General features: G+C 63.2%; 17 protein-coding genes and 1 riboswitch. Of the genes, 6 read left to right on the top strand and 11 right to left on the bottom strand.

Annotation, left to right across the window (positions count from 1 at the left end; all coding sequences use genetic code 11):
* Nucleotides 1-172 precede the first annotated feature (172 nt).
* Nucleotides 173-2083, top strand: a complete 1911-nt coding sequence (locus tag AZF01_RS00630; RefSeq protein ID WP_036237601.1) for a DUF2207 domain-containing protein — start codon at nucleotides 173-175, stop codon at nucleotides 2081-2083.
* A gap of 5 nt (nucleotides 2084-2088) precedes the next feature.
* On the opposite strand, the gene AZF01_RS00625 is transcribed toward AZF01_RS00630, so the two are convergent.
* Nucleotides 2089-2682, bottom strand: a complete 594-nt coding sequence (locus tag AZF01_RS00625) for a hypothetical protein (protein WP_024708842.1) — start codon at nucleotides 2680-2682, stop codon at nucleotides 2089-2091.
* A gap of 153 nt (nucleotides 2683-2835) precedes the next feature.
* On the opposite strand from AZF01_RS00625, the gene glyS reads away from it, so the two are divergent.
* Nucleotides 2836-4950, top strand: coding sequence for a glycine--tRNA ligase subunit beta (glyS, locus tag AZF01_RS00620; RefSeq protein ID WP_024708843.1), 2115 nt, complete (start codon nucleotides 2836-2838; stop codon nucleotides 4948-4950).
* 26 nt (nucleotides 4951-4976) lie between these two features.
* On the opposite strand, the gene AZF01_RS00615 is transcribed toward glyS, so the two are convergent.
* From AZF01_RS00615 to AZF01_RS00605, 3 genes are all read right to left on the bottom strand, one after another.
* On the bottom strand, nucleotides 4977-5183 hold the full coding sequence (locus AZF01_RS00615) for a hypothetical protein (RefSeq protein ID WP_024708844.1): 207 nt from the start codon (nucleotides 5181-5183) through the stop codon (nucleotides 4977-4979).
* 179 nt (nucleotides 5184-5362) lie between these two features.
* Nucleotides 5363-6304 (bottom strand): ABC transporter substrate-binding protein, encoded by a 942-nt coding sequence (locus AZF01_RS00610; protein WP_024708845.1) that lies wholly within the window; start codon nucleotides 6302-6304, stop codon nucleotides 5363-5365.
* 31 nt (nucleotides 6305-6335) lie between these two features.
* Entirely contained in the window at nucleotides 6336-7055 is a 720-nt protein-coding gene (locus AZF01_RS00605) for an ABC transporter permease (protein ID WP_024708846.1), read from the bottom strand.
* Nucleotides 7056-7157: 102 nt separating this feature from the next.
* A riboswitch (TPP riboswitch) is annotated at nucleotides 7158-7267 on the bottom strand.
* 205 nt (nucleotides 7268-7472) lie between these two features.
* On the opposite strand from AZF01_RS00605, the gene AZF01_RS00600 reads away from it, so the two are divergent.
* From AZF01_RS00600 to prpB, 4 genes are all read left to right on the top strand, one after another.
* Nucleotides 7473-8831 (top strand): sugar porter family MFS transporter, encoded by a 1359-nt coding sequence (locus AZF01_RS00600; protein ID WP_256389218.1) that lies wholly within the window; start codon nucleotides 7473-7475, stop codon nucleotides 8829-8831.
* A gap of 156 nt (nucleotides 8832-8987) precedes the next feature.
* Nucleotides 8988-10499, top strand: a complete 1512-nt coding sequence (locus AZF01_RS00595) for an MmgE/PrpD family protein (protein WP_024708849.1) — start codon at nucleotides 8988-8990, stop codon at nucleotides 10497-10499.
* Nucleotides 10500-10568: 69 nt separating this feature from the next.
* Complete coding sequence (prpC, locus tag AZF01_RS00590) at nucleotides 10569-11711, top strand: 2-methylcitrate synthase (protein WP_024708850.1); 1143 nt, start codon at nucleotides 10569-10571, stop codon at nucleotides 11709-11711.
* Between the two features lie 13 nt (nucleotides 11712-11724).
* The gene (gene prpB / locus AZF01_RS00585) at nucleotides 11725-12642 is read left to right on the top strand and encodes a methylisocitrate lyase (protein ID WP_024708851.1); all 918 of its coding nucleotides are present in this window, start codon (nucleotides 11725-11727) and stop codon (nucleotides 12640-12642) included.
* A 43-nt stretch (nucleotides 12643-12685) separates the two neighbouring features.
* Here the strand turns inward: prpB and hutC are convergent, their stop codons facing one another.
* From hutC to hutG, 7 genes are all read right to left on the bottom strand, one after another.
* Nucleotides 12686-13447: a histidine utilization repressor gene (gene hutC / locus AZF01_RS00580; RefSeq protein ID WP_051424097.1), complete on the bottom strand. Its 762-nt coding sequence runs from the start codon at nucleotides 13445-13447 to the stop codon at nucleotides 12686-12688.
* Between the two features lie 10 nt (nucleotides 13448-13457).
* A complete protein-coding gene (locus tag AZF01_RS00575; RefSeq protein WP_024708853.1) occupies nucleotides 13458-14249 on the bottom strand; it encodes an ABC transporter ATP-binding protein in 792 nt (263 codons plus the stop codon).
* Nucleotides 14246-15019 (bottom strand): ABC transporter permease, encoded by a 774-nt coding sequence (locus AZF01_RS00570; protein ID WP_024708854.1) that lies wholly within the window; start codon nucleotides 15017-15019, stop codon nucleotides 14246-14248. Before AZF01_RS00570 ends, AZF01_RS00575 begins: the two co-directional genes overlap by 4 nt.
* Nucleotides 15020-15257: 238 nt before the next feature.
* A complete protein-coding gene (locus AZF01_RS00565) occupies nucleotides 15258-16208 on the bottom strand; it encodes an ABC transporter substrate-binding protein (RefSeq protein ID WP_024708855.1) in 951 nt (316 codons plus the stop codon).
* A 146-nt stretch (nucleotides 16209-16354) separates the two neighbouring features.
* A complete protein-coding gene (gene blaOXA, locus AZF01_RS00560) occupies nucleotides 16355-17161 on the bottom strand; it encodes a class D beta-lactamase (protein WP_024708856.1) in 807 nt (268 codons plus the stop codon).
* 111 nt (nucleotides 17162-17272) lie between these two features.
* The gene (gene hutU, locus AZF01_RS00555) at nucleotides 17273-18949 is read right to left on the bottom strand and encodes a urocanate hydratase (protein ID WP_024708857.1); all 1677 of its coding nucleotides are present in this window, start codon (nucleotides 18947-18949) and stop codon (nucleotides 17273-17275) included.
* A 14-nt stretch (nucleotides 18950-18963) separates the two neighbouring features.
* Nucleotides 18964-19767: an N-formylglutamate deformylase gene (hutG, locus tag AZF01_RS00550; RefSeq protein WP_024708858.1), complete on the bottom strand. Its 804-nt coding sequence runs from the start codon at nucleotides 19765-19767 to the stop codon at nucleotides 18964-18966.
* Nucleotides 19768-19838 lie beyond the last annotated feature (71 nt).

The raw sequence follows: 19838 nt of genomic DNA, 5'->3' as shown, positions 1-19838 counted from the left end.
GGGGGAGACCCTCATCACGAAAGCCCTCGCGAAACTGAAGATCTGCTTCACCCTCACTGCCCCTTTCGGGGCATCTCTCCCGCAAGCGGGAGAGAATATTGGGCGCAAGCCTCAAGACCGAACATTGCCGACTTGCCTCAAGGGGGGAGATCGGCGGGCGCGTGGCACCGCCGTGCTTCTCGCAACGCTCCTTCTTGCCGTCACCCCCGTCCATGCCGCCGAGGTCATCAACAGCTTCACCTCCGACGTCACCGTCGAGAAATCCGGGGTCTACGACGTCACCGAGACTATTGCCGTCCATGCCGAGGGCGACCAGATCAGGCGCGGGATATTCCGTGACTTTCCTTTGCGTTTCGAGAGTGAGGATGGCCGCACCGGCGATGTGACCTTTGACCTGAAGTCTGTCACCCTCGACGGCAAGCCGGTAGACCATCATACCGAAAGCATCACCAACGGCATCCGCATCTATATCGGTTCCGCGGATACGGTGCTGCCGCCCGGCGACCACACCTATCGGCTCACCTACGAGACCGACCGTCAGGTCCGTTACTTCGGCGACCACGACGAAATCTACTGGAACGCCACCGGCAATTTCTGGGCCTTCCCGATCGAGAAGGCGACCGCGACGATCACGCTGCCCGACGGCGTGACGCCAACGCGGACGACCTTCTACACCGGTGCCTATGGTTCGCGCGAACAGAATGCCCGGGAAACGACAAACGGCAATGTGGCGACCTTCGAGACCACGGCCCCGCTCGGCCCCAAGGAAGGTCTCTCGGTCGTCGTCGCCGTGCCGAAGGGCGCGATCGACGCGCCGACGACGTCAGAAAGCGCATCGTGGTTTCTGAGCGACTATCGCAATTACTTCATCGGCTTCGGCGGTCTTCTGCTGGTCTTCCTCTATTACCTCCTGTCGTGGCGCAAGGTTGGCCGCGATCCGCCGGCCGGCGTCGTGGTGCCGCGCTGGGACCCGCCGGAGGACCTGTCGCCCGCGCTCGTCTCCTATGTCGAAAACCAGGGCTTCGGCTCCAGCCGGTTTGACGCGATTGCAGCAACGGCGATCGATCTCGCGGTCAAGGGCTTCCTGATCATTGACGAGCCGAAAAAGGGCATGACGCTGAAGCGCACCGACAAGCCCTTCGACCCCGCACTGCCGCCCGGACAGAAGGCTCTCCTGAAGGCGGTGGATGATTCAGGCGGCGTGTTCATCGTCGACAAGGCCCATGGCAAGTCGGTCGCCTCCATGGCAAGCGCCTTCACCTCCGCCATCACGCGGGAGCACAGGGGCGAGTATTTTGTCCGCAATATCGGCTATTCGGTCGGCGGCGTCGCGCTTTCGCTGCTCGCGGGCTTTGCGTTGCTGGTATTCGGCTTTATCTCGAACGCCGTCATCCCTGTTCTGTTCTTCTCTGTATTCATTTCCGTGTTCATCGCCCTGTTTGCCTCGATGCTCGGCAAGGCGTTCCGTCGGCGCGGGCGCTCGATGTCTTCCGCAATCGGAACGCTGGTTGCCGCCGCGTTCATGGGTTTCTTCCTGCTGCAGGCCGTCGGCGGCATGGCGGTCACGCTGCTCAGCGATCATATCGACGCTGCCGATTGGGCTGTGATCGTTGCCTTTGGCGGGATCGTGCTCATCAACCTCGTCTTCTTCTTCATCATGGGCGCGCCCACCACCTCAGGACGCAGGAAGATGGACGAGATCGCGGGGCTCAAGCAATATCTGACCCTTGCCGAGGCAAACCGGATGAACCTTGCGGGCGCGCCGGAAATGTCGCCGCAGCACTTCGAGACGCTGCTGCCCTATGCCGTGGCGCTCGGCGTTGAAAAGCCATGGTCGAAAACCTTCGACGCATGGCTGACGGCGGCAATCGCGGCGGGCACGGCAAGCTATTATTCGCCCTACTGGTATTACGGTGATTTCCGCCACCAGAACCTGTCCGATCAGATCGGCAGCTTCTCCTCCTCCATGGCGTCGGCCATGTCGTCCTCCATGCCGACGCAGAACACCTCGTCCTCCGGCTTTTCGGGCGGCGGCGGTTTCTCCGGCGGCGGCGGCGGCGGCGGCGGCGGGGGCGGCTGGTAGGCCGCTCAGTCCTCGATCTTGACGAAGCTTATCGGAGATGATGTCTGGGGAAAGCCGCCATCGGCCTCGTTCTGCCAGCTGAGCGGGAGATGGCCGAAGGATATCCGGTCGCCCTTGACCCAGAGCCGGTCCTTCAACCTGGAGCCGATCTCCGGGAACGTGTAGGGCGCGCAGGTCTTGCCCGAAACATCGCGCGGCACGCCGGTTTCCCAGTCACCGAGATCGCAGCCGGCGGAGCCGATATTGGCGTTGTAATAGGTCGTCACTTCGGGCAGCAGCAATGTGTAGAGGAACGGACCGGTGCGCTGAACGAAATCGATATGGTTTTCCTGGCGGCTGGCCTCCTCGATAACGCCGCGATACTCGGCCTTTACGGTCGGGACATCGCAGTTGTCATGCGCATAGGATTGCGCGGTAGCCGACAGAACTGCGCCTTCGATCGTCACCTCGGCGATAAAACCGTGACGGTCATTCTTGCCGATCGGCAGACAGGCCGTCTTGTAGTGGCCCTGCGGCAGTATCGTTTCCGCCTGGGCGGGCGCGGCGGCAAGCGCCATAAGGGCAAGCGCTGACAATGGAAAGGCGATCTTCTTGTTCATGCCGCATGATGAAACCCGAATTCCGACAATTGCGTGGCGCGGCAACGCTTCTGTGCCGTTGGACCTTCCAAAACCTCTATTCCCGGATGACTTTTGCCGCCGGGCTTGCTAACACGCCGTCACCGACATTCAGACCACGATAGAAGCTGTCCCATGCCCGACCTTTTGCTTGAACTCCGTTCCGAAGAGATTCCTGCCCGCATGCAGCGCCAGGCGGCAGGCGAACTGAAGAAGCGCGTCACCGATGCGCTGGTGGATGCGGGTCTGACCTATGAGGGCGCACGCGAATATTTCACCCCGCGCCGGCTCGCACTCGACATTCACGGGCTGACGGCGCGTTCGGCCGATGTGCGCGAGGAGCGCAAGGGCCCGCGCGTCGGTTCGCCGGAAAAGGCGATCGCGGGCTTCCTGCGCGGCGCGGGCCTTGACGATATCTCTGAGGCGAAGATCCAGTCGGACCCGAAGAAGGGCGATTTCTATGTGGCCGTCATCGAAAAGCCCGGTCGTGACGCCGAAGAGATCATCCGCGACGTGATGCCCGGCATCATCCGCAACTTCCCATGGCCAAAGTCGATGCGCTGGGGCGCTGCCTCATCGGAGCCCGGGGCGCTGCGCTGGGTTCGGCCGCTGCAGTCGATCGTCTGCACCTTCGGCACGGAAATCGAGGAAACCCGGGTCATCGATTTCGAGATCGATGGCGTTGTCGCCTCGAATGTCACCTATGGTCACCGTTTCCACGCGCCAGAACCCTTTGAGGTCAGGCGGTTCGCCGATTATGCGGCGGGCCTTGAGAAGGCCTGCGTCATTCTCGATGCCGACCGGCGCAAGGACATCATCCGCGATGACGCCGCCAATCTGGCCTTCGCCAACGGGCTCGACGTGGTCGAGGACGAGGGGCTGCTGGACGAGGTGGCCGGGCTTGTCGAATATCCGCAGGTGCTGCTCGGCGAATTCGAGGAGGCCTTCCTCGAAATTCCCGACGAGATCATCCGGCTGACGATCAAGACCAACCAGAAATGCTTCGTGGTCAGGAAGCATGGCGAGGCGAGCCTCACCAACAAATTCATCCTGATCGCCAATATCGCGGCAAGCGACGGCGGCAAGGAAATCCGATACGGCAATGGCAAGGTCGTGCGCGCGCGCCTCTCCGACGCGCTGCATTTCTGGCACATGGACCAGCGCGACCTGCCGGACCTTGCGACGCTCGAGAAATCGGCCGCGCAGTTCGGCCTCGACCTGAAAAAACCGCTCGACCAGCGCATGGCCAAGCTCGACGCGCTGAACGTCACCTTCCACGCCAGGCTCGGCAGCCAGGGCGCGCGCGTGGACCGCATCCGCGCGCTGGCGAAGGAACTGGCCCCGATCGTCGGCGCTGATGCGGCCGAGGTCGATCGTGCCGTGGTTCTGGCCAAGGCCGACCTCAGAACCGAGGCCGTCGGCGAATTCCCTGAGCTTCAGGGTGCCATGGGCCGCAAATATGCGCTTCTGCAGGGCGAGAGCGAAGATGTGGCGGCGGCGATCGAGGAGCACTACAAGCCGCTTGGCCCCTCCGACGTCGTGCCGCGGGGCAAGGTTTCGCTGACGGTGGCGCTCGCCGACAAGCTCGACACGCTGACCGGTTTCTGGTCGATCGACGAAAAGCCCACCGGTTCGGGCGACCCCTATGCGCTCCGCCGTGCGGCGCTCGGCGTCATCCGCATCATTCTGGAGCGCGGCGTGCGCCTGCCGCTGCTGTCAGTCTTCGATGACCGCGACCTGCTCTCCTTCTTCCATGACCGCTTCAAGGTCTATCTGCGCGACATGGGCGCGCGTCACGACCTGATCGACGCGGTATTGTCGGCGGATGCGGATGACCTGGAAGTCGTCGCCCGCCGGGTGGAGGCGCTGACGAAGTTCCTCGATTCCGAAGATGGCCAAAACCTGCTGGCGGGCGAAAAGCGCGCCGGACAGCTGCTGGCGGCGGAAGAGAAGAAGAAGACGCGGATTGCCGATAAGGTCGTTCCGGCGCTCTTTGAAACCGATGCCGAGAAGGCGCTCCATGATGCCATTCTCGCAGCATCGAAGAAGGCGCGGGACGCCTCGAAACGGGAAGACTACCTTGCCGCCATGGAAGCGCTCGCCGCCCTTCGCGCACCTGTTGACGCCTTCTTCGAGGATGTGCTGGTCAATGCCGAGGACGAGGCCGTGCGCGCAAACCGCCTGGCCCTTCTGGCGATGATCCGAGAAGCGACCGGGACTGTCGCCGATTTCTCGAAAATTGCGGGCTGAGGGCCGCCGCCCTCCTCCGGCGCCGCTCAATCATGGCTGATCACATGCCGGACAAAGCGCAGCACCAGATGCAGCGCCAGAAGCAGGGCGCCGACCAGAAGGGCAAGTTGCGCGAGCGGGGTCAGGAGGCTGCCCTCGATATCGCCCGCGACATCGCCATAGTGATAAAGGCCGAAACGGAAAGTCAGGGTGGCAAGGCCGATCACCACCAGCACCAGGCCGGCTAGTTTCATGTTCCGATCTCCCTGAGGCTGACAAGCGCATGTTCGAGATCGGTCTTCCTCGGGACGGCCCGCGGTCATCCGTCCTTCCGATTCTGCAAAAGACCGAAACGCGGAAGACGGCCAATGGCCGCCTTCCGGTATTTTGGTCTTTTTAGTCACGTTTTGTGGCGATTTGAGGCCGGAAAGGCCTATCCGCCGTAAAGCGAAACCGAGATGTCCGAAACCTCGGGCGCCTCCTCGATCAGTCCGTTTTCCGCCATGAATGCGCCGAACCGCTGGTAGCGGGCGGCATCGAAGGCGGCGGGGCTCTTGCTAAAACGGGCGATGGTATCGGCAAAGGCCGTGCGGTTCAGTTCGTCGTCGAGATCGGGATAGGCCTCGGCGAACAGGCCCCAGGCCTCTTCCGGATGGTTGGTGATGAAGATCGCCGCGCGTTCCACTGCATCGAGAAAACGCGGCAGCCGGTCATCGTCAATGAGTTCGCTGCGGGTCACATAGATCAGTTCGTCATAGACCGGAACGCCGTTTTCCTCCGGAAAGAAGGCCTTGCCCTCCTCGCCCTCGATCGCCATCTGCGTCAGCTCGAAATTGCGGAACGCGCCGATCGTGGCATCGACCTGGCCGGTGAGGAGCGACTGGGTGAGCGCGAAATTGACATTGACCAGCGTGATGTCGTCGCGCGTGAGGCTGGCGCTTGAAAGCATGGCCGAGACGACCGCCTCCTCGATGCCGGCGACCGAAAAGCCGATCTTCCGGCCCTTCAGATCGGCGAGCGACTGGACAGGTCCGTCCGCCATCACCGTCAGCGTGTTGAGCGGCGTCGAGACAAGGGTGCCGAAGCGCTTGATGTCGATGCCGGCGGCGTGGTCGAGATAGAGGTTCGGCTGGTAGTGCACGCCGATATCGGCCCGGCCGGAGGCGACCATGCGCGGCACCATGGACGGATCTGCCGGCGGCACGAGGTCCACGTCGAGCCCCTCGTCGGCGAAATAGCCGTTCGCCTCGGCTATCACCATCGGTGCATGATCCGGGTTCACATACCATTCGAGAATGACGCTGAGCCTGTCATCGGCGGCGGCCAGACCGGGCAGAAGCGTCAGGGCGGCCGCGAGGGCTAGTCTTTTGAGCATTTGATCCTCCTTGGGAAATCGGCGCGGCCGCTCATTGGGCGGGCGACCAGCGGGTGAAAAAGGGCGCGGCGAGATCCACCGCCTTGCGAAACAGAACGGCCTCCAGCGCCAGGATGAACATGGCGGCAAACACCGTATCGCTCTGCATGCGGGCGTTGGCCTGCACCATGACGAAGCCGAGACCGCCGGCAGCGCCCACCCACTCGCCGACGACGGCGCCGAGCGGGGCGAGCGGAGCGGCGATGCGCAGGCCCGAAAACAGCTGCGGCATGGCGAGCGGCAGACGGATGAGAACCAGAAGCTGCCAGTGTCCTGCGCCGTCAAGATGCGCCGCCTTGATGACGGCGCTGTCGGTGCGGGTAAGTCCGTCGGCGAAATTGGAGGCAACGGGAAAGAAGACGATGATCATCGTCATCACCACCTTGGAGGTGATGCCGAAGCCGAACCAGAGCACCAGCATGGGGGCGATGACGAAGACCGGGAACGACTGCAGCACCACGAGCGCTGGCCAGACGAGACGCCCGAAGCGCGGAAAACCGGCGAGCAGGAAGGCGGCGCTCGCGCCGAAGGCCGCGCCGGCGGCAAAGCCGGCGATGATCTCGCGCAGCGTGATGAGGGCGTTCGAGAAGAGGTAGGCATGGCCGGTCCACAGCCTTGCGGCGACGGCAGAAGGCGCGGGCAGGATATAGCGCGGCAGTTCAAACGCCGTGACGACCGCCTGCCACAGCAGGACGAACGCAGCGATCACCATCAGGGATTTCAAAACGGCGAAAAGGCTTTGCCTCAAGTCCCCTCTCCCCGGCGCGGCCGGGCAGCGGACGTAACAAAACAGGCTGATTTTATGGGCGTATCGCTCAATACCAAACTCCGTTCCTACGCCGGCATGACCCGGATCAGGTTCAAGGGTTCGGCCAGAGCCATCTCAGCATCTTCGCAAAGAAGATCGCACCCCTCGGATGGGCTTATCTATGCCTGCGCCGGACGGTCCGGTCAAGGGGCGCTGACGCAGCTTCCGGCCGCCGAAAGGGAATAGAGTTGACAAGCATAGTGGTTTTCATCTTCAAGTTGTCATGAAGGCATGGCTACAGACGGAATTTTCAGCTAGCGTTCACAAAAAAAGGCTAAGGGTCAGGGACAGAAAGACACTGACCGGCGCACCGGCACCCGGCTGCGCCCGAAATGCGGAGGAAACCCAATGCTTATCGCCATCGTCATCGTGGCGGCGCTTTTCGGCATGCTCTTCGGCTTTGACCAGGGCGTGATCTCCGGCGCGTTGCCGTTCATCAAACAGGACTTCACCATCACGCCCTTCATGGAAGGCGTGATTACCTCGGCCGTGCCGCTCGGCGCGGTGGCGGGCACGCTGCTCGCCATGGTCACCACCGACCGCTACGGCCGAAAGCCGATGCTGATCCTCGGCGCCGTGATCTTTCTCGTCGGCTCGCTGATTTCCGCCTTCGCCTTCAACCAGTATGTGCTGACGCTGGCCCGCCTTCTGATCGGCGTCGGCATCGGCGCATCGGCCATGACCGCCCCGATGTTCCTGGCGGAAGTGGCGCCGGCGCGCATTCGCGGCACCATCGTCTCGGCCTTCCAGCTGATGATCACGATCGGCATCATGATTTCCTACATGTCGGACGCGGCCTTCGGCGGCACCGGCGACTGGCGCTGGATGATCGGTGTCGGCGTCTTCCCCTCGATCATCGCCCTTGTCGGCATCCTGCTCTCGCCGGAGACGCCGCGCTGGCTGACGCTGAATTCGAACGCCGACAAGGCGCGCGACATCATCGCCAGGCTGCAGCCGGAATCCTCCGATGCCGAGATCGACGAGATCATCACCGAGATCAAGGAAAGCGCGAAGGACGAGGAAGCCGCCCCGGCCTGGAGCACCTTCCTGAAGAAGGGCATCCTGCCGGTCACGAGCTTCGCCATGATCGTGTTCGTGCTGCAACAGCTCTCCGGCATCAACGCGATCATCTATTACGCCCCGGAAATCTTCAAAAGCGCAGGTTTCTCCGGCACCACGACCCAGCTTCTGGCAACCGTCGGCATCGGCGTGGTCAACGTGGCGCTGACGATCGTCGCCATGTATCTGGTGGAATCCATGGGTCGGCGCAAACTGCTGATCCTGGGCTTTTTCGGCACCGCGGCCTCGATGGCGCTTGTGACCGTCGCGACCATGATGAACATCGCCGCGACCCCCTATCTGGCCATGATCGGGATCTTTGCCTTCATTGCCTTTTTCGCCGTCAGCCTCGGCCCTTTGCCCTGGCTCTACATGGCGGAACTCTTCCCGCTCCGGCTGCGTCCGCGCGGCATGGCGCTGGCATCGATCGCCAACTGGTTCTTCAACTTCGTCGTCGCCCTGCTCTTTCCCGAGCTTCTGGCCGGCATCGGCATCGTCGGCACCTTCGCAATCTTCACCGGCTTCTGCGTGATCGGCATCTTCTACGCCATCGCGGTCGCGCCCGAGACCAAGGGCGTCACCCTCGAGGAGATCGAGCAGCGCACCGTCGCAGCGGGCTGATTCGCCCGCATCGCCTGAAACAGACGGCCCGCCGCAAGCGGGCCGTTTTGCGTGGAGCCGCCAAATTGCCTAAGACTAATGGCTGCATTGTCGCCGATGGACAATCGGCGCCAAACAGACGAAAACGGCGTTGGCATTGAAGCGGGAGGAGACGTCATGCTCGAGCACAAGGTGCGCACCCACAAATCATCGGAAAACCTCAAACGCGAAGACCAGCTTGCCTGGAAGATCGCCTCGGTCGCGACGGACCCCGTGGCGCTCGACGATGACGTGGTCGAGATGATCGGCAACCGGATCATCGACAACGCCGCGGTGGCCGCCGCCTCCATTGCCCGCAGGCCAGCCGTGAGCGCCCGCGCGCAGGCAACCGCCCATCCGTTTTCGCCCGGCGCGACCATCTTCGGCCTTGCCGCCGACAAGCGCTTCTCGCCGGAATGGGCCGCCTGGGCCAATGGCGTCGCCGTGCGCGAGCTCGACTATCACGACACGTTTCTTGCGGCCGACTATTCCCATCCCGGCGACAATATTCCGCCGATCCTGGCCGTCGCCCAGCATTGCGGGCTTTCCGGCGAGGCGCTCGCGCGCGGTATTGCAACCGGTTACGAAATCCAGGTCGATCTCGTCCGCGGCATCTGCCTGCATGAGCACAAGATCGACCATATCGCCCATCTGGGACCGTCGGCGGCCGCCGGCATCGGCACCGCGCTCGGGCTTGATACGGAGACGATCTACCAGGCCGTTCAGCAGGCGCTGCATGTGACGACCACGACGCGCCAGTCGCGCAAGGGCGAGATCTCGAGCTGGAAGGCCTATGCGCCGGCCTTTGCCGGCAAGATGGCGGTCGAGGCCGTGGACCGGGTGATGCGCGGCGAAGGCGCGCCGTCTCCGGCCTGGGAAGGCGAGGACGGCTTCATCGCCTATCTGCTTTCCGGCCCCGGCGCAGAATATACCGTGCCGCTGCCGGAAAAGGGCGAACCAAAACGCGCCATCATGGACACCTATACCAAGGAACATTCGGCCGAATACCAAAGCCAGGCGCTGATCGACCTTGCACGCCGCATGGGCCCCGCGATCGGCGATCTGTCGAAGGTGAAGTCGATCCTGATCGAAACCAGCCACCACACCCATTACGTCATCGGCACAGGCGCCAACGATCCGCAGAAGATGGACCCGAGCGCCAGCCGCGAAACGCTTGACCACTCGATCATGTACATCTTCGCCGTGGCGCTGGAAGACGGCGGCTGGCACCATGAGCGCTCCTATGCGCCCGAGCGCGCCAAACGCCCGGAGACCGTTGCGCTGTGGCACAAGATCGCCACGGCCGAGAACCCGGAATGGACGCGGCGCTATCACAGCCACGACCCGGCTGAGAAGGCTTTCGGCGGCCATGTGATCGTCACCATGGAGGACGGACGGATCATCGAGGACCAGCTCGCCGTCGCCGATGCCAATCCGCTCGGAAACCGACCCTTTTCGCGGCCGGACTATGTGAAGAAATTCCGCATGCTGGCCCACGGCGTGGTGGCGGCCGGCGAACAGGACCGCTTCCTCGCAACCGTCGAGCGACTGACCTCGCTTGCGCCGGAGGAGCTTTTCGGGCTGAATTTCGTCGTCTCGCCCGACAAGCTCGGCGCGCCGGCAAGGACCGGCATTTTCGACTGGAAATGAGAACAGAGCCGCAGCGCCGGCCTTTGAGGAGGGCCGACGCCGCGCGGCGCATGATCGGGAGGAGAGATCATGACTGAAGCAAGGAAACCGAAGAAATCCGTGGCGCTTTCCGGCGTCGTCGCCGGCAATACCGCCCTTTGTTCCGTCGGCCAGAGCGGCAACGACCTGCACTACCGCGGCTATGACATTCTCGATATTGCCGGCACCTGCGAGTTCGAGGAAATCGCCTACCTTCTGGTCTACGGCGCGCTGCCGGACGCCGCGACGCTTACCGCCTACAAGGCCAAGCTTTCCGCTCTTCGCGGCCTGCCCTCCGCCGTGCGCGGGGCGCTGGAGCTTTTACCGGCGGCCACCCACCCGATGGATGTGATGCGCACCGGCGCTTCCGTGCTCGGCTGCGTGCTGCCGGAGGCCGCCGACCACAACAAGGCGGGCGCGCGCGATATCGCCGACCGGCTGATGGCCTCGCTCGGCTCGATGCTCATCTACTGGTATCACTTTTCCCATAACGGCCGGCGGATCGATGTCGAGACCGATGACGCCTCGATCGGCGGGCACTTCCTGCATCTTCTCCACGGCAAGGCGCCGAGCGAAAGCCATGTGAGAGCGATGCACACCTCGCTCATTCTCTATGCCGAGCACGAGTTCAACGCCTCGACCTTCACCGCCCGCTCGATCACCGGCACCGGCACGGATTTCTACTCCGCAGTCTGCGGCGCGATCGGGGCGTTGCGCGGGCCGAAACACGGCGGCGCCAACGAGTTCGCCTTCGAGATCCAGAAGCGCTACGACACGGCTGAGGAGGCCGATGCCGATATCCGCGAAAGGGTGGCGCAAAAACAGGTGATCATCGGCTTCGGCCATCCGGTCTACACGGTTTCCGATCCGCGCAACAAGGTGATCAAGCAGGTTGCCCGGGAGCTCTCTGAAGAAGCCGGATCGATGAAGATGTTCGACATCGCCGAACGGATCGAAGCCACCATGGCGGATGCGCGCAACATGTTCCCCAATCTCGACTGGTTCTCGGCCGTTTCCTATCACATGATGGGCGTGCCGACGGCGATGTTCACGCCGCTCTTCGTGATTGCCCGCATGGCCGGCTGGGCGGCCCACATCATCGAACAGCGCGAGGACGGCAAGATCATCCGACCCGCCGCCAATTACATCGGTCCGGACAACCGGCCCTTCGTGCCCATGAATGAGCGAGCCTGACAGGATTATTGCCATGCCCTATCTGATTTCCGCCGATCTTCCGCAAGAGCCCGCAGGCCTGCGCCTCCGCCGCCAGGTGGAAGCGGGCGGCATCGTCACCATGCCCGGCGTGCACAACGGCATGGCAGCCCTTCAGGCGAGGAAGGCCGGCTTTGACGCGCTCTATCTCTCCGGCGCGGCGATGACGGCCTCGATGGGTATTCCCGATCTCGGGATGATCACGGTGGACGAGGTTGCCTTCTTCATCCGCCAGATCACCCGCGCCAGCGGGTTGCCGCTTCTGGTGGACGGCGACACCGGCTATGGCGAGGCGCTGAACGTGATGCACATGGTTCGCACCTTCGAGGATGCGGGCGCGGCCGGCGTCCATATCGAGGACCAGCTGTTGCCGAAGAAATGCGGCCATCTGAACGACAAGAAGCTTGCCGACCCGCATGACATGGCCGCCAAGATCGCCGCCGCCGCCAAGGCCCGCCGCAATCTCTACATCATCGCCCGCACGGATGCGGCGGCGAGCGAGGGGATCGACGGCGCGGTGGCGCGGGCGAAACTCTTCATGGAAGCCGGGGCCGACGCGATCTTCCCCGAGGCGCTGACCACTGTCGACATGTTCCGCGAGTTTGCCGCCCGCATGGAGGGCGTGCCGCTTCTCGCCAACATGACCGAGTTCGGCCGCACGCCCTATTTGACGGCGTCCGAATTCGAGGCGATGGGCTACCGCATGGTGATCTTCCCGGTTTCCTCGTTGCGGGTTGCCAACAAGGCGCAGGAGCGACTGTTTTCGACGCTGAAGGAAACCGGTTCGACCAAGGGGATGCTCGAAGACATGCAGACCCGCGCCGAGCTTTACGAGACCATCGACCTCGCGGCTTACGAAAAGCTCGATGCCTCGATCGTCGCGACGGTGCTGCCGACGATGGACAAGGAATAGGGCGAAGGCGCTGTGTTTGGCACAGCCTTGCGCCCGGTCCCCGTCAGCCAGGCCTTGCCGACGGCGCGAACTGGGCGACAAGCGTGTGCATGTCGCCGGGATAGGTGAGATAGACCTGGGTGATCGAGCCCGAGGCGTTCCAGGTGCGCCTTTCGATGACGAGGCAGGGCGCGCCCTCGGCAAGGTCGAGGATATCGGCCGCATCACGGTCCGCGCCGGTGGCGCGAATGCGATGTTCGGCGGCGCTCCACGGCACCTGTTCCAGCAGCCATGTGCCCGGCGGGTTACGCGCGAAATCCGTCTCCCGCGCCTGCGGCACCTCTTCAAGGCTGACCAGCCGGTCTTCAAGACAGAATGGTCGGCGGCCGGCGGTGTGCAGCCCCTTCAGGCTCAACACCCTGCCCGGCCGAGCAAGGCGGAGCCGTTTCCGGTCGCCTTCATCCGCCATCCGTTCTTCGCGTTCGATCAGCCGGAAATCGTAAGCCAGCCCGAGCGCCCGCACCTCCCGCTCCAGCTGGTGGATTTCGAGAACGGCGGAAAGCACTTCCGGCTGGCGCACATAGGAGCCGGACTTGCGGCGACGCTCGATCAGGCCCTTCTTGACGAGTTCCGACAGCGCCTTGTTCACGGTCATGCGCGAACAGCCATATTCGGCGGTCAGCTCGTGCTCGAAGGGAATGCGCGTGCCCGGCGGCCATTCCCCTGAAACAATCCGGTTTTCCACATCCCGCTGGATGCGGGCGTGAAGCGCCAAAGGCTTGGTCGGCTCCTTGCTGGAAGCGCGCGCAGGTGTCTCGTCAGGCATGGCGTCCTTCTCAACCCCGGCTGACGGCGGCAACCACCTCGGCGCGGATTTCCTCGGTCAGTTTCATGCGAAGCCGGGCAAATTCGGGATCGGCCTTCAGGTGATAGTCGCGCGGATGCGGGAAATCGACCGGGGTGATCGACGAAATCCGACCGGGCCGCGCCGACATGGTGACGACGCGGGACGCCATGAACACGGATTCCTCGATATCGTGGGTGACGAAGATCACCGTCTTCTTCTCCCGCTCCCAGATACCGAGCAGCAATTCCTGCATCAGTCCGCGCGTCTGGTTGTCGAGCGCGCCGAAAGGCTCGTCGAGGAGCAGGATTTTCGGATCGTTGGCAAGGGCGCGGGCGATCGCCGTGCGCTGCTGCATGCCGCCGGAAAGCTGCTTGGGCCAGTGTTCGGCAAAGCCCGTCAGTCCGACCCGATCGAGGTAAAGATCGACGATCTCGCTGAGTTCCTTGTCACGCACACCCTTTTCGCGCAGCCCGAAGCCGACATTCTCGCGGATGGTCAGCCAAGGGAAGAGGGTATAGGACTGGAACACCATGCCGCGGTCGGCCCCGGGGCCCTTGACCGCCTTGCCCTCGAGCAGAACCGCGCCGGTGGTCGGCCTGTCAAGCCCGGCGACGATGCGCAGGAGCGTGGACTTGCCGCAGCCGGACGGACCCAGAATGGTGACGAAGTCGTTCTTTTCCAGAGTCAGATCGGTCGGCGCGAGCGCTTCGATGGGCGCGCCGCCCTTGCGGCCGGGAAAGACGCGCGAGACGCCCCTGATTTCAAGTTCCGGCGCGCTCATGCGAACCTCCAGGCGAACAGAACGCGATTGACCATCTTGAAGGCGAAGTCCGAGATCAGGCCGATCACGCCGATGACGATGATGCCGAAGATGATCTGTCCTGTCGCCATCAGCGCCTGCGAATTGATGATCATATAGCCGATGCCTGATGACGCGCCGATCAGCTCGGCGACGATCACATAGGTCCAGGCCCAGCCGAGCACGAGGCGCAGCGTCTCGGCGATATCAGGCGCTGACGCCGGCAGCAGCACGCGCCGGACGATGCCGTGATGGGAAGCGCCGAGCGTATAGGCCGCCTCCACGAGGTCGCGCCGCGTATTGGCGACATAGACGGCGACCATGAGGATGATCTGGAATACCGCGCCGATGAAGATGACGAGCAGCTTCTGCATTTCGCCGATGCCGGCCCAGAGGATCAGGAGCGGGACGAAGGCGGAGGCCGGCAGATAGCGGGCGAAGGACACGAAAGGCTCCAGAAGCGCCTCGATCGGCTTGTAGGCCCCCATCGCGATGCCGAGCGGCACGGCGATGACGGAGGCCAGCACGAAACCGCCGACCACGCGCCAGACGGTGATGCCGATATCGCCCAGAAAGCCGCGCTTCGACAGGAGCCACCAGCCATCCTGCAGCATGGTGATCGGGTCTGCGAGAAAGGTCTTGGAGACAAAGCCGCCAAAGGTCGCAAACGACCAGCCGGCAAAGAAGATCGCGAAAAACAGGATGCCCAGCGACAGGCGCAGCGTCGGGCTGATCGGCTCAAGCGGTTTCATTGGGTCTCCGTCGGATGGCGCAAATTTAGGGTCGGTCGTCGTGAACTCGATGGGATTTGCCGCCACCTCCCACCAATCTCCCCCTTGAGGGGGAGATGTCGCGAAAGCGACAGAGAGGGGTAGAGGGCGCAAGCCCTGTAAGCCGCAATCTCCGTGCCTTCGGATAGGGTTTACCACCCTCTGCCCCTGTCGGGGCATCACCCCCTCAAGGGAAGAGATCGAATGGGGGCGTTTCGTGTTACTCCTGGATAAACGACGGATCGGCGAGCGTTGACAGGTCCGGGATCTCGCGGATCACGCCGGCATCGAGCAGAAGCTCGGCTGCATCAGCGGAGAAGTCGTTGAACTCGCCGCCGAAGAAGGCGATCGCCGCATCGCGGTCCTGCCATTCGAGATACTGCGCCGAGCCGGCGAACTGTTCTGCCGACTGGTTCACATCCGCGCCCATGATGCCATAGGCCTCTTCCGGGCTTTCGGCGATCATGTCGAGCGCCTCGTAATAGGAGGTGGCGAGCGCCTTGGCCGCTTCCGGATTTTCTTCCAGGAAGGCCGGCGTGCAGCCGAACGTGTCCATCACGGCCGGATAATCGAGCGTGGTGGCGATGATCTTGCCGGCGTCGGGCGCTTCGCGGACAGACGAAAGATAGGGCTCATAGGTCATCGCCGCGTCGTTCTGGCCGGCGATGAAGGCCTGGGCGGCCGGGCCGGGCTCGAGATTGACGACCCTGACGTCATCCATCGTCATGCCGTTTTCCTTAAGGATCCAGGCGAGGTAGAAATAGGGCGAGGTGCCCGGTGCGGAGGCCGCGACGGTCTTGCCCTTGAGGTCCGTGATCGATTCAATGTCCGAACGCACGACCATGCCGTCGGCGCCGTGGGACTTGTCGAGCTGGAAAATCTGCGTGGTCGGAACGCCGGCGGCGGCCCAGACAATCCAGGTCTCAACCGTGGTGGCGGCGCACTGGATATCGCCGGAGGCGAGCGCCAGATGGCGGCTTGCCTGCGGGATCTTGACCAGATCGACATCGAGCCCGTTCTTTTCAAAGATACCGGCTTCCTTGGCGAGCGTCAGCGGCGCGAAACCGGTCCAGCCGGAAAGGCCGACGGCGACCTTGGTCTCCTGCGCCTGAGCGCCGGTAGCGAGAGCTGAAACGGCGATTGCAGTGGCTGCAAGCCATTTGAAAGTCATGTTGGAACCCCTCTTTGCTTTATTTTGAGCAGTTTTGCTGATTGCTATTTCGATGGGCATATTAGTCAGGCGCCGCATAATTTGTCTAGACAAAATATGCGGCATCCAGCCGACCGGCATATTGAAAAACGTCGTGTTGGCGCATGTCACCGGATCTGCTTGGCGAGCGCAGGCCACTCGGACAGGAAGACGTCGCGTGCACGAAGCCCGGGAGACCCCTTCATTCGCTCGCGCGTCTGTGTCAGCCGAACGAAGACCAGCAATTGGTCGCCTTTTTCAACCCACCCCATATACCAGCCCCAGCCGTGCGCATAGTCGAAACTGCGATCCGCCCTGCGAGGATAGGCGGCGCCCGTTTTTCCGTGCACCAGCCAGTCGCCGGCCTGCCGGGTTTCGACAATGGCCCGCGTTTGGACCATGGCATCTTCGCGCACCGGCAAGGCGCCAAGAACGAGCGCGCGCAGGAAACGCGCCTGCTCAACGGGCGAAACCTGAAGCGAGGATGATATCCATGCCCGATCAAGCCCGTTGTCAAAACCCGCATCGCCGGAAAAATCGGCATTTCCGTATCCGAAGGATTGCGCATAGGCCGTCAGCGCCTCGGCGCCGAGCGCATGGGTGATCCGCTGGGAATACCAGACGACGGAATAGCGCAGCCAGTCCGCCGGATTGGTATCGCGTCGCCATTTCGCTCCGCCCCAGTCGGGGTCGCCGTCGTGATAGGCCAGAACCGGATGCGCGGCGTCTTTCAGAAATCCGGCATCAAAGCCCATCACCGCCAGTGGCACCTTGAAGGTGGAAGCTGGCGTGACGCGCGTCTGGCAATCGCCGTCCTCCACCAGCACGGCACCCGTCGTCGCCTCGGCAACGAGCGTGCAGAGCGTTTCGGCAAGGGCAGCCCTTGCCGGTATTGCGATGGCAAACGAAACGAGGATAGCGGCTAACCAGCGCATGAAATTCTTCCCGACGTCCATTGGGGATGAGCGGCCACACCAGAAGCGCAGCCGCTCATCCCAATGCCCGGTTCGGGTAAAGATTTGCGAAACGCCGGTCGCCTTCACCCGTCAATTGCCCAGAATGCCCGGCAGGCGCAAGTCATTTTCCTTCGCGCATTCGATGGCGATGTCATAACCGGCATCCGCATGGCGCATGACACCGGTGGCCGGGTCGTTCCAGAGCACGCGGCCGATGCGCCTTGCCGCGTCATCGGAACCGTCACAGCAAATCACCATGCCGGCATGCTGGGAGAATCCCATGCCGACGCCGCCGCCATGATGCAGCGACACCCATGTGGCGCCCGATGCGGTGTTGAGCAGGGCGTTCAACAACGGCCAGTCGGAAACGGCATCCGAGCCGTCCTGCATGGCTTCCGTCTCGCGGTTCGGCGACGCGACGGAACCGGAATCGAGATGATCGCGGCCGATCACGATCGGGGCCTTGAGTTCGCCGTTCTTCACCATTTCGTTGAAGGCGAGGCCAAGCCGATGGCGGTCGCCAAGCCCGACCCAGCAGATGCGCGCCGGCAGGCCCTGGAAATGGATACGCTCCTTCGCCATGTCGAGCCAGTTGTGCAGGTGGGTGTTGTCCGGCAGCAGTTCCTTGACCTTCTGATCGGTCTTGTAGATGTCCTCCGGATCGCCGGAAAGGGCAGCCCAGCGGAACGGGCCGATGCCCCTGCAGAACAGCGGACGGATATAGGCCGGGACAAAGCCGGGGAAATCAAAGGCGCGATCGCAGCCCTCTTCCTTGGCCATCTGGCGGATATTGTTGCCGTAATCGACCGTCGGGATGCCCTTGTCCCAGAAGGCGAGCATGGCCTCCACATGGGTGCGCATCGAGGCCCGCGCGGCCTTTTCGACCGCTTTCGGATCGCGCTCGGCCTTGTCGCGCCATTCGCCAAGGCTCCAGCCGGCGGGCAGATAGCCGTTGACCGGGTCATGGGCGGAAGTCTGGTCGGTGACGATGTCGGGACGGACGCCGCGCTTCACCAGTTCGGGCAGGATTTCCGCCGTGTTGCCGAGAAGGCCGACGGATTTCACCTCGCCCGCTTTCGTCCAGGCGTCGATCATGGCAAGCGCCTCATCCAGCGTCTCGGCCTTTTCGTCGACATAGCCGGTGCGCAGACGGAAATCGATGCGGGTCGGGTCGCATTCGACGGCAAGGCAGCAGGCGCCCGCCATGACGGCGGCAAGCGGCTGCGCGCCGCCCATGCCGCCGAGACCGCCGGTGAGGATCCACTTGCCCGAAAGATCGCCGTTGTAATGCTGGCGGCCGGCCTCCACGAAGGTCTCGTAGGTGCCCTGCACGATGCCCTGCGCCCCGATATAGATCCACGACCCGGCCGTCATCTGGCCGTACATCATCAGGCCCTTCTTATCGAGTTCGTGGAAGTGGTCCCAGTTGGCCCAGTGCGGCACGAGGTTGGAGTTGGCGATCAGCACGCGCGGCGCATCCGCATGGGTGCGGAACACGCCGACGGGCTTGCCGGACTGCACCAGCAGCGTCTCGTCGTCCTCCAGCGTCTTCAGCGTCTCGACGATTTTGTCGAAATCGCCCCAGGTGCGCGCCGCGCGGCCGATGCCGCCATAAACGACCAGTTCATGCGGCTTTTCGGCGACATCGGGATCGAGATTGTTCATCAGCATCCGGAGCGGCGCTTCGGTGAGCCAGCTCTTGGCGTTGAGTTCCGTGCCGGTCGGGGCGTGGATTTCGCGGGCATTGTGTCGCGGGTTGTCGGTCATTGTCGTTCCCTCTCTTACATGCGCGCGGAGAACGACAGGCGTTCGATCCGCTCCAGAATATCCTGCAGATGGCGGCGCAGCTTGCCGGCCTTTTCCTCGTCATAGGCAAAGGGCGGCGCCTCGGTGGCAAGGTGGGTCGACTGCGCCAGCTCCATCTGGATGGCATGAACGCCCGTCGCAGGCTGGCCGTAATGCCGCGTCGTCCAGCCACCCTTGAAGCGGCCGTTGACGGCATGGCCATAGCCATCGGCGAGCGACACGACGCCCAACACCGCGGCCTCGAATTCGGGCGCGCAGGTGACGCCGAGATTGGTGCCGATGTTGAAATCCGGCAGCTTGCCTTCAAACAGGAAGGGAATGCGCGAGCGGATCGAATGACAATCATAGAGAATGGCGATGCCGTGCTCGGCCTTAACCCGCGCGATTTCCGCCGCCAGCGCCGCATGATAAGGCGCGTGGAAGGCTTTGGTCCGCGCTGCAATATCTGCCTCGCTCGGTCCTTCGCCATCCTTCCAGATCGGCTTGCCGTCGAAATCCGTCTCCGGCACCAGCCCGGTGGTGTTCTGGCCCGGATAGAGGCTCGCGCCCGAAGGGTCGCGATTGGCATCGATGACATAGCGATGGAAGGTCGCCTTCACCGTGGTCGCATCCGCCAGAAGGCCGTCATAGAGTCGGTCGACATGCCAGTCGGTATCGGCGAGCAGGCGGCCGTTTTCATTGAGCCGTGCCTCGATCTCCGGTGGGACATGGGTGCCGGTGTGCGGAAAACCGAGAATGACGGGGGACGAGCCCTGTTTGACAATGACGGGATCGGTCATGGGAAAATATTCCTCTGTCTGGAGTTTCGGCAAACGCCGTTTACCCTCATCCGGCCTTCGGCCACCTTCTC

The organism is Martelella sp. AD-3, assembly GCF_001578105.1.
Taxonomy (GTDB): domain Bacteria; phylum Pseudomonadota; class Alphaproteobacteria; order Rhizobiales; family Rhizobiaceae; genus Martelella.
Note: the sequence above shows the minus strand (reverse complement) of the source record. Positions and strands in the feature narration are given on the sequence as shown.

Excerpts from the sequence above, each read along its gene's own strand:
- AZF01_RS00625 (WP_024708842.1), bottom strand. The coding sequence starts at position 2,682 with ATGAACAAGAAGATCGCCTTTCCATTGTCAGCGCTTGCCCTTATGGCG.
- glyS (WP_024708843.1), top strand. The coding sequence starts at position 2,836 with ATGCCCGACCTTTTGCTTGAACTCCGTTCCGAAGAGATTCCTGCCCGC.
- AZF01_RS00615 (WP_024708844.1), bottom strand. The coding sequence starts at position 5,183 with ATGAAACTAGCCGGCCTGGTGCTGGTGGTGATCGGCCTTGCCACCCTG.
- AZF01_RS00610 (WP_024708845.1), bottom strand. The coding sequence starts at position 6,304 with ATGCTCAAAAGACTAGCCCTCGCGGCCGCCCTGACGCTTCTGCCCGGT.
- AZF01_RS00605 (WP_024708846.1), bottom strand. The coding sequence starts at position 7,055 with ATGGTGATCGCTGCGTTCGTCCTGCTGTGGCAGGCGGTCGTCACGGCG.
- AZF01_RS00595 (WP_024708849.1), top strand. The coding sequence starts at position 8,988 with ATGCTCGAGCACAAGGTGCGCACCCACAAATCATCGGAAAACCTCAAA.
- prpC (WP_024708850.1), top strand. The coding sequence starts at position 10,569 with ATGACTGAAGCAAGGAAACCGAAGAAATCCGTGGCGCTTTCCGGCGTC.
- prpB (WP_024708851.1), top strand. The coding sequence starts at position 11,725 with ATGCCCTATCTGATTTCCGCCGATCTTCCGCAAGAGCCCGCAGGCCTG.
- hutC (WP_051424097.1), bottom strand. The coding sequence starts at position 13,447 with ATGCCTGACGAGACACCTGCGCGCGCTTCCAGCAAGGAGCCGACCAAG.
- AZF01_RS00575 (WP_024708853.1), bottom strand. The coding sequence starts at position 14,249 with ATGAGCGCGCCGGAACTTGAAATCAGGGGCGTCTCGCGCGTCTTTCCC.
- AZF01_RS00570 (WP_024708854.1), bottom strand. The coding sequence starts at position 15,019 with ATGAAACCGCTTGAGCCGATCAGCCCGACGCTGCGCCTGTCGCTGGGC.
- AZF01_RS00565 (WP_024708855.1), bottom strand. The coding sequence starts at position 16,208 with ATGACTTTCAAATGGCTTGCAGCCACTGCAATCGCCGTTTCAGCTCTC.
- blaOXA (WP_024708856.1), bottom strand. The coding sequence starts at position 17,161 with ATGCGCTGGTTAGCCGCTATCCTCGTTTCGTTTGCCATCGCAATACCG.
- hutU (WP_024708857.1), bottom strand. The coding sequence starts at position 18,949 with ATGACCGACAACCCGCGACACAATGCCCGCGAAATCCACGCCCCGACC.
- hutG (WP_024708858.1), bottom strand. The coding sequence starts at position 19,767 with ATGACCGATCCCGTCATTGTCAAACAGGGCTCGTCCCCCGTCATTCTC.